At 45.2% G+C, this 15169-nt stretch carries 11 protein-coding genes; 3 read left to right on the forward strand and 8 right to left on the reverse strand.

All coding sequences use genetic code 11. The annotated features are described in order from the left end of the window. Nucleotides 1-56: 56 nt before the first annotated feature. Nucleotides 57-2258 (reverse strand): hypothetical protein, encoded by a 2202-nt coding sequence (locus tag J7623_RS23255; RefSeq protein ID WP_291924900.1) that lies wholly within the window; start codon nt 2256-2258, stop codon nt 57-59. Nucleotides 2259-2637: 379 nt separating this feature from the next. Between J7623_RS23255 and J7623_RS23260 the strand changes: the two genes are divergently transcribed. After that, nucleotides 2638-3321 (forward strand): response regulator transcription factor, encoded by a 684-nt coding sequence (locus J7623_RS23260; protein ID WP_079471020.1) that lies wholly within the window; start codon nt 2638-2640, stop codon nt 3319-3321. 206 nt (nt 3322-3527) lie between these two features. Continuing rightward, entirely contained in the window at nt 3528-4580 is a 1053-nt protein-coding gene (locus J7623_RS23265; protein WP_291924907.1) for an ATP-binding protein, read from the forward strand. A gap of 135 nt (nt 4581-4715) precedes the next feature. Here the strand turns inward: J7623_RS23265 and J7623_RS23270 are convergent, their stop codons facing one another. Further along, entirely contained in the window at nt 4716-5963 is a 1248-nt protein-coding gene (locus J7623_RS23270) for a porin (protein ID WP_291924909.1), read from the reverse strand. 252 nt (nt 5964-6215) lie between these two features. Between J7623_RS23270 and J7623_RS23275 the strand changes: the two genes are divergently transcribed. Then, nucleotides 6216-7139, forward strand: coding sequence for a helix-turn-helix transcriptional regulator (locus J7623_RS23275; RefSeq protein ID WP_291924911.1), 924 nt, complete (start codon nt 6216-6218; stop codon nt 7137-7139). Here the strand turns inward: J7623_RS23275 and J7623_RS23280 are convergent. The 6 genes from J7623_RS23280 to J7623_RS23305 form a co-directional block, all read right to left on the reverse strand. After that, nucleotides 7136-8620 carry an MBOAT family O-acyltransferase gene (locus J7623_RS23280; RefSeq protein WP_291924913.1) on the reverse strand — a complete coding sequence of 495 codons (1485 nt, stop codon included), beginning with the start codon at nt 8618-8620 and terminating at the stop codon, nt 7136-7138. The two genes, J7623_RS23275 and J7623_RS23280, sit on opposite strands and share 4 nt — an antisense overlap. After that, nucleotides 8607-9884 (reverse strand): GDSL-type esterase/lipase family protein, encoded by a 1278-nt coding sequence (locus J7623_RS23285; protein ID WP_291924915.1) that lies wholly within the window; start codon nt 9882-9884, stop codon nt 8607-8609. Before J7623_RS23285 ends, J7623_RS23280 begins: the two co-directional genes overlap by 14 nt. After that, nucleotides 9859-11262, reverse strand: coding sequence for a hypothetical protein (locus tag J7623_RS23290; RefSeq protein WP_291924917.1), 1404 nt, complete (start codon nt 11260-11262; stop codon nt 9859-9861). Before J7623_RS23290 ends, J7623_RS23285 begins: the two co-directional genes overlap by 26 nt. Before the next feature lie 21 nt (nt 11263-11283). After that, complete coding sequence (locus tag J7623_RS23295; RefSeq protein ID WP_291924921.1) at nt 11284-11859, reverse strand: glucosaminidase domain-containing protein; 576 nt, start codon at nt 11857-11859, stop codon at nt 11284-11286. A 329-nt stretch (nt 11860-12188) separates the two neighbouring features. Further along, nucleotides 12189-13937: an aspartate--tRNA ligase gene (gene aspS, locus J7623_RS23300; RefSeq protein WP_291924923.1), complete on the reverse strand. Its 1749-nt coding sequence runs from the start codon at nt 13935-13937 to the stop codon at nt 12189-12191. A 144-nt stretch (nt 13938-14081) separates the two neighbouring features. Then, on the reverse strand, nt 14082-15116 hold the full coding sequence (locus J7623_RS23305; RefSeq protein ID WP_291924925.1) for an FAD-binding oxidoreductase: 1035 nt from the start codon (nt 15114-15116) through the stop codon (nt 14082-14084). Nucleotides 15117-15169 lie beyond the last annotated feature (53 nt).

Below are 15169 nucleotides of genomic sequence, written 5' to 3' on the forward strand. Positions count from 1 at the left end.
CGCTCTGGTCAATCGCTTCAATAGCTTTTTGCTTTCTGCTTTCAGCTTTCTGCTAACTATTTTTTCTCGTCCTTCATGATTTGTTTATAGGCCTTGATGAAAATGGCACCGAGGTTTTTATGCGGTGGTACATAATCACTGAACAGGTCTTTGTTACGGGCATCTCCGGCAAATCTTTTGGTCAGCTGTGCCCACATAATCACCCAGTCTACATTTTTGCCAGCGCGTACCTGGTCTTCCAGTGTATGGATGATTGGCTCATTCACGAAACGGGTACCCACCTGTTTAGAAGAGATGATATGCGCTTCCGGGGATTTTTCCAATACGGTAGCGAGGTTATGATAACCACCACAGGAACCCAGCACCACAATTTTCGCAGAGCTTTGCAGGTTATCGAGAGTAGTGTTGATATGATAACTGTGGCCACGGTGAATGAAAATGGTAGGGTGAATATCATGTTCATCCAGGTATTCAGAAAGTTTCTGAATAGCTTCTTTATCCGCTGGCTCATCAGTAGGCAGATTCGCAAAAATAGTAGTAGGTTTTCCTTTGGTGGAAGTAATAGTTGTCCAATACTTATTTTTACTGATCCTCCAGTCGGCGCCAGGGAAATTGGTCATGAAGCTGGCGTAAGATTCCTGCCCGTCTTTGTCTCCATAGAAAAATACCTGCTGGTAAATTCTGCCGCTATCACTTTCCAATGCTGCGGAAGACACAAAATTGATTGGAGGCAGCTGCAGTTTGCTCGCCATATCTGTTGCCTTCGAAGAATCATTTTCGTCTTTCGATTCGGTTTCAAACAGGCTGCTCAATAACTGGTAAATAACGGTGCCGCGCTTATCGTTGTGCTTTTTTACGTAGGCCAGGTTCTTCTTTACTTCTGAGCGCAGGAACTCCAGCAGTTTTTCATCCCGGATACTGCCAAAGGAATTGGCTACATCTACCGCATCTTCCAGGTCCTCTGTTTTCTCCAGGTTCTGCACATATTTCTGCATGAGGTAGTTGGAGTTTTCCGGGGCCATTGATTTCAGGAAGTTGTCCAGGGTATTGAAGCCGGCGGCCATCGCGATGAACTTCTTGAAACGGTCAAAATTGACCATCATCAGTAAGCTATCGCCACGGGGAGGTTTCATACGAATCATCATCTGGTCGTATAAACCGGCGTTGTTGTGATTGGTATAACTGGAGGTATATAATTCTTCCTGACCGTTAATGATCAGGTAATACAGTTCTTCCGGGGTAAAGGCTTTAACGCTGGCGAAACGAACGGGGGCCGGCTCTTCGTGCAAATCATTCACATCGCGGATATACAGCAGTGATTTAGCCTGCATATTTTCCATCATGGCTTTCAGCCCGAATGGGTTCTTACCTTCATTTTTCAGCTTTTGTAAGGCGATGGTGGATTTCACCATTTGCTTATAGTACTGGTAATCGTTATCTACAATGCCTTCCAGCTTTTCTACAGTAGTACTGCCGGCCAGTATTTCATCTATAAAGGCCAATATTTTGGTGCTCTGTGGTGATTGCCCGATGCGTACAATAGTTTGTACAATCGGATCCTGGTTACGCTTAATCACGTTTGCCATCGGTGTAAAGGAGGTAGCATAGGTCAGTATCTGGTTAGGATATTTACGCGCTACAGCCGCAATGATGGAGTCGATACCCGGATAATTCATGTATTCTGCCAGTTTAGGCATTACTGTTTCCAGGTTATTGAACGCATATTTGGTGAACACCTGACCTTTGGCTTCTTTATAGCCGGGGTTATCCTGGAAGGCTTCTATCAGTTTTTCTGACCCTTCATACGACAGGTGCTGGATATATGGCAAAATGCTTTGGCCTTTGATATCGGCGTGCATCATATTGCGGTATGCCTGCACCATAGCAGGGGCTTCTTCCGGATCGATGTTGCGACGGGCACGTTTCTGATTGTAGTCTTTCAGCAACATATAAATGCCGGAGAGGTATTTTACTTTCAGACGATGATCCAGTGCATCGTTGTCTTCAATTTCCTGCTGCATGTCATCCACTTCTTTCAAAAGGGCATTGGTGACCTGCAGGTTAATGGTTTGGTCGTCTGATACTTTTACGAGATCGTCTGCTTTACCATCAAATTTAGCAGCGGCAGCCTGTTCTTTGTCGATGTTATCATGAAATCCCTGTCTGCTGATCGGAATTGGATGATGGCTGCTGCCTTGTGCCTGTAGCTGGCTGACTGCCAATACAGTCAGCGATAATATTAATAGAAATCTTCTCATACTAAATGATCTTTTCCCGAGACCCAGATAGCAAATTTACAACCAAAATACAGAGTTTGCCAGTGTTGTGTTGCTATCTTTTGTTTTTAAATCCAAAACGCATATAATAATTTTATCTATGATCCATATTATCGGTTTATGAGTGTATTTCGAACCAAAGGAGGTGTTTTAAAATTGCCCAAAGTGGGTTTCTTTAATAATCACCTTTATATAAATAGTGAATATTCGCCATGTCGCTGGTATATTGTTATTTGGCGTACCTTGCCGTTGGTCTCGGAAAACCAAGCTGATATTGAATTAACAATTTCATAATGTTAATTTTCCATTAATCACGGGAATGGCTTTATAATTTTGTCCCGTCTTTTTAAAAGCAAAATTTATGATAGACCAAGCGGTTGCAGGAAAAATTCTGGTTGTAGATGACGAATTGGACATTCTGGAAATTATCAGTTACAATCTAAAAACAGCGGGTTATGATACCGTAACCGCGAAAGACGGCAGCGAGGCTATCCAGAAAGCAAAAATATTCAGACCGGATCTGATTATGCTGGATATCATGATGCCTAACAAAAACGGCATTGATACCTGCCGTGAAATCAGGAAGATCCCTGAGTTCAAAGACACGATGGTATTATTCTTAACTGCCCTGAACGACGAAAAATCAGAAGTAGATGGCCTGAACATGGGAGCAGATGATTACATTGCCAAACCCATCAAACCCAAACTGCTGGTAAGCAGAATCAACGCGCTTTTCCGCCGTTTACACAAACCGGAAGAAACACGGGTTACCCTCGGAGATCTTATCATTGACCGTGAAAAATTTACTGTTACCTACAAAGGACAGGAAATCATCCTGGCCAAGAAAGAATTTGAATTACTGCAGTTACTGGCATCCAAACCAGGTCGTGTATTCCTGCGTAACGAAATTCTGAACCAGGTATGGGGTACAGAAGTGATTGTAGGCGATCGCACCATCGATGTGCATATCCGCAAAATACGTCAGAAAATAGGTATCGATTTAATTACTACCGTAAAAGGAGTCGGCTATAAATTCGAGATGTAAGCACGCGGAGTTTTTAGCATTTAGCTGTTAACGGGGAAGGCTAAACAGGTTGCCCTCACATCTCCATTTCAATTCAGTTTTCTGAAAATTTTCCACCAAAACTCTCGTTGGCTATTGGCTAAAAGCTGGCAGCTAACAGCTTTTCTATGGTAAGTAAGAAATTTAAAGTAATTTCCCATTATTATACTAATTACTCACTTTGGAGTATGTTTAAAGCAAAAAACCTGTCCCCGCAAAAGTTAGCGGGATTTACCGCCCTCGTGATATCAGCCATCATCGCATTGGGTAGCCTTCTGGTGGACGGCAAGTGGCAAGTAGTAGTGGGCGCTTTTGTGCTAACCTTTCTTGTATCCTATTATCTGTATCTGTATACCCTGCAGAACTTTATTTACAGGAAAATAAAGCTGATTTACAAATTCATTTATCAAACCAAGGCTTCTAAACGGGAAGAGTTTTTCCAGAAAAATATTCTCCCACTGAAAACCATTGAAGAGGTAAGTGAAGATGTGGAAAAATGGGCCAGTCAGAAGAAAGAAGAACTGGAAAACCTCCGCCGGAATGAAGAATTCCGGAAAGAATTCCTGTTGAACCTTTCCCATGAATTGAAAACGCCCATCTTCGCAGTGCAGGGCTATATCCACACCCTGCTGGATGGCGCACTGGAAGACCCTAACGTAAATAAACTCTTCCTGAAAAATGCGACTAAAAATATCGATCGCCTTTGCCGGCTGATCGATGACCTCGACGAAATATCCAAACTTGAAAGCGGTGAAATGACCGTTAATGCCGAAGTTTTTGTGATCCAGGACCTGATCAAAGATGTGTTTGATACCCTGTCATTGAAAGCCAATACCAAAGGCATTAAATTCCATATCAAGAAAGGTTGTGAAGCACCACAGCCGGTGTTTGCCGACAAAGAAAAAATCAGGCAGGTACTCATTAACCTGGTAGATAACTCCATCAAATATGGCAAACCAGATGGCCATACCATTGCCAGCATTTACAGCATGGACGGCAAACGGGTACTGGTAGAAATATCAGATGATGGTATTGGAATGGCGGAAGAACATCTCCCACGCGTATTTGAACGCTTTTATCGTACAGATAGAGCCCGTAGCCGCGATATTGGCGGTACTGGTTTGGGTCTGGCGATTGTAAAACATATTGTAGAAGCCCACGATCAGTCCATTACCGTACGCAGCAAACCTGAAATAGGCAGCACGTTTGGATTTACCATGGAGTCCGGAAGAGACCAGTAAGAAAGAATTACGAATTTCAAATTACGAATTTCAAATTACGAATTACGGCTTTGAGAGAAGATAGTAAACGCGAAGATGATTCGCTAAGGTCTTCTCTCAAAGCCGTAATTCGTAATTTGAAATTCGTAATTCCTTCTAAAACCGGTACTGCATTCTGCAGGTCAGTACATTATCTTTCAGATCCTCCTTATACCCTTCCAGTTGCGTACTTTCATTCGTTACCCAATCATAGTAAAACATAAACTTCAGGTGTTCGTTGGCATAATATAAGTAGCCTACCCCCCATGTATTATAGCGTATATCCGCTGCCGTGAGTCCTGCACCTGGTTCACCAATTTGCTTTCCGGATACTTTCTTATTAGGATCGTACCAATCGTATTTTACCACTAACTGGTGCTGATCGCTGCCCAGGTGTTGGAGAAAATACAGGTAAGCGCCATCAAAATTGCGGATATATAAGGGTTGAGGTTTTCCCTGCGCGTTAACAGGTATCGCCCCGGGTGTTTCTGTGGTAAGTGCGGTGGCAGTTTGCTGCCCGCGGATATACTCTGCCCGGAACTGTGTACTGCCCTTACCCGGGCCATTCGGAATTTTCAATTGTATGTCTGCCCCGTAATAATGCCTGGGGGCTATCTTTCCCATATTAGCCGCTGAAGAGTCTACCTGGTAACCAGGTCTACCGTTCACCGTGCCCATGGTATAAATAACGTTGGTAAACTGCTGCATGCCACCGTATAATACGGATACACCACCGGACAATATTGCCTGGTCTTTCAGGATTTTACGTGGTTTTACGGCAATTCTGCCAATAAAGTCCTTATGACTATCAAAGTCGGTAGTTGCAGAAAGTCCCTGCCCATTGAAGGCTCCGGCATCTATTCTCAGGAAACGTAACGGGTGATCTTTACGCCGGGGTTCAAACGTAATCATCGCCCCCAGGTCTCGCTCCGTTTTCATCAGTATCTGCGACATACGGCCCCTTTCCGGCGTTTCCCTGTCGGCAGACGAAAGATTCACTTCATAACCAAAAGGACGGGCAAACATACCGCCCACCAGCGACAATACATTGAACTTATTCTCAAAAAAACGCCCGTAGAAATCACGGATAAACACACCCCGCTCGCTACCGTCAAACTGAAACGCAAACTGCACTACTGGCATATCATGCTTGTTGAAACGCTCGTAATCCAGGCGGATACGCCCTCTTCGCAGGGTAAAACGGTTGTCTACTGCCGCTCCAAAGTCGCCACCGTCATAACTGGCAGCGCCCCTGGCCTGGGCCATCTGAAACTGAGGCTGAATATAGCCACTGAAGCGCAATGCATCATACTTATGGTACATCGATATCATACCCTTACCCAACTCGGATGTGGTATCAATCATGTCCATCAGGAATTGCGCATGAGCGGCCAAAGAAGAAAATATTATGCAAACGACGATTGGAAAGATTCTGGCGATGCGCATCACGAAGTTTAATTATTGCGCAAAAGTATAGAATTAGCAATTATTTAATCCCGATATGGAACAACAATTGTTAACCGTTTGTTAATCCGACCCCGTTCCGGTAGCTATGGATCCTCAGAATGTCAAAATGAGTAGATTAGAATCCTCCTCCAAACACCAAAATATGCCTCCATGAAAACTGTCACAATTAACCATTGGGAGAAAAAGATACAACAGGCCATCGCATTATCTCACGACGATCCATTCGGCGAGCGGGATCTGAAAACAGTCGCCAATCTCCTCGGTGAATCACTGGACAATTTCTCCCACAAGTTTGTTGAATTCTACGGTGAATCGTATATCCATTTTACTAAAAGACGCAGGCTGGAAGCAGGTGCCGGCTATCTCCGCCACAGCGATTTCAGCGTTGGGCAAATCAGTGAAATGTGCGGATACACCCACTCCAGCTTCACCAAAGCCTTCCGGGAAGTGTTTAATGAGGCCCCCATCAGCTTCCGCGACAGGATTTATCTGCCCAATGAAGAACATACACTGGCCCGTACTAAAATAGCCACCACTCCGCATGATGATCCCAACAGTCTCATTTTTTCGCCAGACCGCACGGAAGACCTCCGATTACCGGACTATGTGCTGTATTATAATATTCTGCCCCGTAACGATGATCCCATAAGAAGCATGGTGGCATATATGAGCATGTATCAACAACAATTACATGCCATCAGAGCCTCCCTGATGCTATCGGGTGCCATGGTAATTACAGGGACACTGGATGTAGTGCCGGTAACTAACTACGCTAAAATGATGATGTATGTGGGAATTATGGTGCCTATCCTGAAAGTATATGATATGGCTCATCTGCAGATTCGCCTGGCCTTCCAGGAAGCATTTGGATTGTTTACCAAACACATTCCCGGAGGCTATTATAAAAAGTTGCCGGTGCCTATGAGCTTTGTTGCCGCAGGCTTGCCGATGTATGAATTCATTAACGGCAGCTGCCGGTCCGGCTACTTCAAAATGAGTGGTAACCACTTTTTTATTTCCTTGACAGGTGCAGAAAACTGCGAAATCTTTATTCCCTGGCAACGGCGATATTAGAACTGGAAATAAATCGGAATCATCGGTTGAGTGCTCTTTACCTGCACCAGCAACCACATAAACACTACCATAATGGCTACGCTACCCACTACCGGTATGCGTCCCAAAATGTTTTCCATAGAGAATTCGGCTTTAGCTGGCAGGAAGTGCAGCACAAAACCCATCACCATTACCCAGAATACAGCAGTGTAACCATTGTACAGTTCCATGGCTATTTCTGGCTGGAAATCATAGAATACCTGGTGTATTAGTGACCAAGCGTCGTGGAAAGTAGCCGCTTTGAAGAATACCCAGCAGAAACATACAAAGTGGAAAGTCACCAGGATACCAACAATTTTGAAGATCGTTCCTTTGGCACCCGTGAATACTTTTTTGCTTCTCTTCAGCCAGTCGATACGCACCTTATCGATGGCCAGTGCGCCGCCGTGCAACGCTCCCCAGAAAATAAAGTTCCAGCTGGCACCATGCCAGAAGCCGCCTATCAGCATCGTTAACGCGAGGTTGATATACTGACGTACCTTGCCTTTGCGGTTACCTCCCAAAGGAATATAAATGTAATCTCTTAACCAGCTGGACAAAGAAATATGCCAGCGGCGCCAGAACTCTGTGATAGAGGAACTCTGGTAAGGAGAATCGAAGTTAGGCGGAATCTTGAAGCCGGTCCACCGAGCAATACCCAGCGCCATATCGGAATAACCGGAGAAATCACAATAAATCACCAACGCATAGCCATACACGCCTATTAAGCATTCCAGGCCAGTATGCTTGCTGGGATCATCGAAAATATACTGCACAAAATTCTGGTAGATAAAATCTGATATCACTATCTTCTTAAACAGCCCGGCCATAATCAGGTACATCCCTTTCCCGATATCTTCCGAATTCAAACGGTATGGCTGTGAAATTTGTGGTATAAAATCGGCTGCACGCACAATGGGACCCATCATCAGCTTCGGGAAGAAAGACAGGAAGAACAGGTAATCCATGAAGTTGCTCACGGGCTTAATTTCATCCCGGTATACGTCGATGGTATAACTGAGATTCTCAAACGTATAGAAAGAGATCCCGATAGGCAGGATTAACTTCAGCGCGGAAATATGCCCGGCGGTAAAATCGTTGATGATGCCTATAAAGAAGTTGGTATACTTGAAGTAAAACAGTAACCCGATATTGAGCAGGATACTGAGTATCAGCAATGATTTTTTGACTTTCTTATCCTGGCTGTAATGAATCCACCGCGACAGGTTAAAGTCCACGATAGCGGAAAGGATTACCAGGCCTACATAGTAGCCGCAAGCCTTATAAAAGAAATACAGGGAAAATATCGTGTAAATCCATACCCTGGCCTGTTTACTTCTGCTGGCAAGCAAATAGCAAAACATGAACAAGGCAAAGAAATAGAAAAAGAAGCCGCTGTTAAAGAGCACTGGATTTTTCTCGTCGTACAACAGCTCTGAAAGCAGTTCATTAACGTTGATCATTGGAGATAACTGGATTTTTCTTTATTTGCTGTAAGTAATGTGAGTACGACTGTTGCAGGGCTTCGTACAATAACTGTCCCTGTAACTGGTATCCTCTCACATTGAAATGAATATGATCTGGCGCCCATGCTCCTGCAAATCTATCTCTCTGCGCTTTATTAACGGCATTAAAATTCCAGCAGGCAATGCCATGTTGCCTGGCATATCCCATGATTTGCTGTGTTACCATGGAGATATATGGATTTGGATAATACGCGGTGTGGTATATGGTTCTGTATTTTTTCTTTCCTACTTTCTTCCTCACTCCTTTTCTTATTGCACGCATACAATCCGGAGGAGTAGTCAGCAAAATATTTACGGAAGGATTTTGTTGCCGGATGAGTGTTACTGCTTTATCTATTTCATCGCGGAAAGCAAGCGGGTCAAGGCGGCCGTAGGCTTCATTTGTTCCCAGGGAGATGATGACGAATTGTGGTTTCAACACAGCCATCTGCGCCAGGAGGGTATTACTGATTTCATTGTACTGTTGATACTGGGCTCCATTGATTCCGATGCTATGATACAACACCCCATTACGTCCATTTTCCATCACGGCGCCGTAAAAGTGGAATGGACCAGTGCCCGTACCTTCCCATCTTACCTGGAAAGACTGTGATGTTTGCTGGAAATCGAGGGTTGCCATACTCATGGTAGGCGAGCCGGGGAAAGGTGCAGGCGTTACCGTGATGGTAGCATCCGGCGCTACTACGGTATTGTTGGTATTACCGGCATCGTAGAGCAGTTGCACCTTACGGAAGTTATTGTCCATAGCGCCATCCGGCTTTCCGGTAAAAGAAAGGGTGGGTGCTTCGTTTTGCGAAGTAATCACAATGCCGCCTGGTCCGAGTACGTCCGACTTATTCCGGTCTACCACTCTTTCCGAAGACCATCTTACGGTGCTGTTCCAGCGAAAATCTTCCGGACCATTGGTGCCTGCCAGGTTATAGGGGAAAATATAGCCCCTGCCTGCATAACCTAGTTGTTGTTGTAACAAAGAGGCTGTTGTCAATGGGAAATAACCAGCCTGCACATGGGAGTCTCCCAGGTGAAGAATGGATATTACATTACTGTCTGCTGTGGTAAAAGAATGAAAAACATTGTACAATGCAGTGTCCTGCTGAATGTTGTTAACGTTTACCTGTTGTGCATAAGTTGTAACACCGGCGAGTAACAATGAAAGCACTGTCACCCATCTTTTACTAAGGTTGTGCCAGCCTGTATTCATTCATAATAGCTTTATAAAGCAGCGCCCCTACTTTGGCTGCTCCGGTTCTGTTAAAGTGTGTATAGTCCTTGTTGGCCATCACTGTATCTCCCTCTACCCACTTTACCATGGATCCTTCACCGCCCATAGCGGCATAAAGGTTCCAATACGCGGTACCGTGCCCGGCAGCCAGGTCGTGCTGTACTTTCAGCAGCGCTTCTACGCCTGGTGCGGTAATATATTTATCTGCTTTTCTGTAAGATTTATCTGCGGTGCCGATCATCAGGAAAGAAGTTCCCGGCAAATCCTGTTTCAGGGAATCCATTACTTTCTTCATAGGACGTTCATACCAGCTATAGTCGGTCAGTTCCGGGCGGAACAAAACATTGGCGCCGTAGTGCATCACTACGAGGTCATAAGGTCTTTCCTGCTGCATGCGGCGTACCATATCGGCAGACAAGTGACCCAGTTCCACGCCACTGATACCTCTGAAGGAGTAGTTATCTACATAAATTCCATTGCCGCTCTCAAAGCAAACACCATAGAAAGGCATGGCACCACCGGAATAACGCAGCATAACAGACGGTTGTGCTGTGTCTTGCTGCAGATCCAGCCTGTTTACCTCGGCGTTGCCGGAAAGCGTATAGGCTTTATCGTTAATTGTAACGGTGCCTGCTGCAGTAGGGCCATACAACAGGGACACTTCCTGGAACTTATCCAGCAGCGGCTTTTTCACGGGCGAATACTTCACCCAACTGTTGCCACCAGGATAAAAGGTATGTCCGGATAAACCGAGCATAATATTGGAAGGGGGTGAATTTTTATAGTGGTAATCTTTCCAGTCAGTAGAAAATGTGTGGGTGATAGTTGTTCTGAAAGAAGCTACCACAGAGGTTACGGGTACAAAGCCAACGCCTGCGCCACCAAAGAAATGTTGTAAACTGTCGCGCAGATCGCCGGTGATGAGGTCTCCCTCAATCATGGAGTCACCGAAATAGGCAATACGTACTTTGCGGCGCTTACCGGCTTTCAGTTCTCTCAGGGCGGCCAGGAATTGTTTCATCCCAACAATGGTATCGCCGGGTATGGGTGAGGCATATTGCATGATACCATCATACGACATATAGTCGTGCGCATGGTCCGGATTAGGGATGTGTGGGTTAGCAGCAATGCCAGTGCTGTCTAAACCAGAAAGCTTACTGCTGTCGTTTCCGCCAGCAGTAAGCTTTTGATTGTCCGGGGAAGCGGGATTTGTTCTCAGGTCTGATAACAGGTCCACTTTCCGGAATTGAAAGTCTTTATAAGAAAAGCTGTAATTAAGCTGTGACAGCCCAACCAGGCATACTAATGTTCCTAAAATGATATAGAACGGATAGGCAGACTTATTTTTGCCGGACATAGTTTAAAATAGGTTAGCATACTACCGGTCGCCCGCTGCCGGCATGCCTACGGTTAACCATTGTTTGGAGTCCGTTGCCACGCTATCCATGCTTGCGTCCAGCTTATACAATTTATAGCGGTTAATAATGTTCGTCACTCTTCTGATCCATTCATGACCGGCAGAGGAATAACCGCTATGGTTCATTTTCTTGAGCCAGGCGGAAAATTCCGGATTACCTTTCATTTCTCCAAACCATTTTTTGCGGGCCAACATCTCCACGAAATGTTCATAGGAGGCTACGTCGGTTACATATTGTTTGTATACGGACCGGTGTCCGGGTTTGATTTGCGACATGTTATTCTTGCCCACAATACCGAAGTGATTATGCAGCAATTTAGCATTTCTACTGGTTCCGGTACCAGATTCCAGCATCGCTATTCCGAGAATAACACTGGCTGGAATACCAGTTTCCTGCATTAATTCTACAGATACTGGTTTAAATTTCTTCAGATAATTGTTTGTGGATTGTTGTGCAAACCCAACATTGCTGAGCATTAGCAATAATAACACCGCACATAACCATACTGTCCTCTTAAAGAATGTTGAAATTCTCATGGTAGTATTTTTTGTATCAGGTGATAGTTTTCTCTGTGTTTTCAGCATCACTTGTCTCCTCACATATCAACGATGATCACACCGCAATATTACTTTAAAAATTTAAATAATACGTCTCTTCGTCTTCTTATCTATCCCGTTAATCGTTTGTTAAAAAAAATTGTACCTTATATTAGTACCAATCCCCTTTGATGCGGCAATCTGCCATACCAAAGGGGATTTTTGACTACAAAAGCCTTGCTTCTTGCAAAGACTATACCAACCTCCGTGGTACGCTCCGGTCCGATAGCTTTTAGCTTTCTTTTATAATTTATGGCTGGTAGCAAGAGCTACTTTACCAGACTGATTCTCAACTCATTAAGCTGTTCCTGGCTGATTTCAGCGGGTGCATCCAACATTACATCGCGGCCTGAATTGTTTTTCGGGAACGCGATAAAGTCACGGATACTTTCACTGCCACCCAAAAGCGAACACAAGCGATCAAATCCGAGGGCAATACCTCCATGTGGTGGTGCACCATATTCAAATGCGCCTAACAGGAAGCCAAATTTGTGTTCTGCCTCTTCTTTCGACATACCCAGTGCGGCAAACATTTTCTGCTGCAAATCGCGCTGGAAAATACGAATGGAGCCTCCACCGATCTCTGTACCATTTAATACGATATCGTACGCATTCGCCTTGATTTTGCCATATTGGGAAGGATCGTCCATCAGGGCTATCTGTTCAGGCTTTGGTGACGTGAATGGATGGTGACGAGCTACCCAGCGATTTTCTTCTTCAGCGTACTCAAATAACGGAAAGTCTATTACCCACAACGGTTTAAACTCGTTTTTGTTGCGTAAACCGAGGCGTTCACCCATTTCAAGGCGGAGTTCGCTGGCAGCTTTTCTAGTGCGCTCTTCCTTGCCAGCCAGCACCAGGATCAAATCTCCGGGTTGCGCCTGACATTTTTGCGCCCATAATTTTAATTGTGCTTCATCATAAAACTTATCCACAGAGCTTTTCAGGGTACCATCTGCGTTGTAACGCACATATACCAGGCCGCTCATGCCAATTTGCGGACGTTTTACCCAGTCTGTCAGCTCGTCCAGTTGCTTACGGGTGTATTCAGCACAGCCGGTGGCAGCAATAGCCACTACCAGTTCTGCGTCATCAAATACTTTGAAGCCTTTATCTTTTACGGTATCGTTCATGTTTACCAGCTTCATTTCAAAGCGGATATCCGGTTTATCGTTACCATAATATTCCATCGCGTCATCGAATGTCATTCTTGGGAATGCGTCCGGGAACTCGAGTCCTTTTATTTCTTTGAAGATGTGCTTCAGCATATGCTCAAAGGTGGTCAGGATATCTTCCTGCTCCACAAAGCTCATCTCACAGTCGATCTGTGTAAATTCCGGCTGACGATCTGCACGCAAATCTTCATCACGGAAGCATTTTACGATCTGGTAGTAGCGGTCGTAGCCACTCACCATCAGCAATTGCTTAAAGGTTTGCGGCGACTGTGGCAGACCATAGAACTGGTTAGGGTTCATACGGCTGGGTACCACGAAATCGCGGGCACCTTCCGGAGTAGAGTTAATCAGGAAAGGCGTTTCTATATCCATAAAACCAGCACTGTGCAGGTAGTTACGTGCTACACGTCCTATATTATAACGCAGCTCCAGGTTTTGTCTAACTACATTACGACGCAGGTCCAGGAAACGGTATTTCATCCGCAGCTCATCGCCACCATCGGTATCATCCTGGATGGTGAAAGGCGGTGTTTTAGCCGCATTGAGGATCGTAAAGTCACTTACCGTGATTTCGATATCGCCGGTAGGAATATTTTTATTCTTGCTGGAACGCTCGGTAACAGTACCTTTTACCTGGATCACAAATTCACGGCCCAGGGGCTGTGCATCCAGCTTGGCATTCAGGCTTTCACCGAACAACAATTGCGTAATACCGTACCGGTCTCGCAGATCAAAGAAATTGATGCTGCCAAACTTTCTTACTGTCTGAATCCATCCGGCCAAAGTTACTTCCTGGCCCACCTGTTCCATTCTTAACTCCCCGCAAGTGTGCGTCCTGTACATGCGTAAATAATTGATTTAGTTAGTTTTATGGTTGAAATACGGGAAAAGCTGTCATCAAATGGCAACCACTATCCAGTTGTTCACTTCTACCCATAAGGGGGGCAAAGATACGGTTTGGATCGGGCATTTTATCCCCGTAGTATGTTAAAAATATCGTTGTAGGGCTATTTCCGGCATCAGTGGCGCATTTGAAACAAGCACATCTTTAAAATGCGCCGCCATAAAAGGCGCCAGCGAACATCCCTTCGTGCCAAGCCCGTTGAATATACCAATTGCCGGGTAATCGGGGTGAAAACCTACGATAGGGCGCCGGTCATTGCCGGAAGGCCGCACCGCCGACAAATGTCCTACCACCTCATAAGGTACCATCAACAGTTGCGAAAGCCGCTGTTCCAATACTTCGCGCTGCTGCACCGTTGGATGGTCATCTTCATAATCCCATACAAAAGAAGAACCCGCCCAGAATACCCCATGATCCTGGGGCACCAGGGTAATTCCCTTCTTGATAATATCCATCGTCTCCAATCCCGGCACTTTTATCAGCAATACTTCCCCTTTATTCGGCAAAAATTTGACACGCTCAAAAAATGGAAGCGCCGTAGTGGCTACCCCATCACAAAAAATCAGCTTATCCGCCTGTATATCTTCATAAATAATCCCCGTGGGTGTTATTTCCAATACATTCACATCAAAATGAGTTTCCTGCAATGCTTCGCGGTCTTTCAAATATTGCCGGTAAGCAGGCAACAGGGACGGCAGGTTTACCGTAGCCCCATGCACAATAGCAGCACCGAAAGGCTGATCAAGGAATGCCTCATACTTTAATGCCGCAGGTAATTCCGTATAGTCATTACCGGTAGTTTTGTGCAGGAAGGCATCTCTCATTTGGGCAGACGGGAACACGGTCCATAACTGACGTTCTGTGAAAACCGGTACCTGCAGCAAAGCCGAAAGCTGCAGATAGGTATTTTTTGCAAACGGATAAATAGTATCATACATCCAGGCCGGCTCAAAACGGCGGCCAGACACCGGGTTAATAATCCCGGCAGCCACCCTTGATGCACTATTGGGTTTGGCGTCATCGATCACGACCACGCTTTTGCCCGCCTGAAGCAGGAACCAACTCAGCATGGTACCCGCAATTCCCTGCCCTATAATAAGGTAATCTGCTTTCCTCATGATCACGCGAAGATATAAAAAGGGGGATTTCCGAAAATCGAAAATCCCCCATG

The organism is Chitinophaga sp., from assembly GCF_017745275.1.
Lineage (GTDB): Bacteria > Bacteroidota > Bacteroidia > Chitinophagales > Chitinophagaceae > Chitinophaga.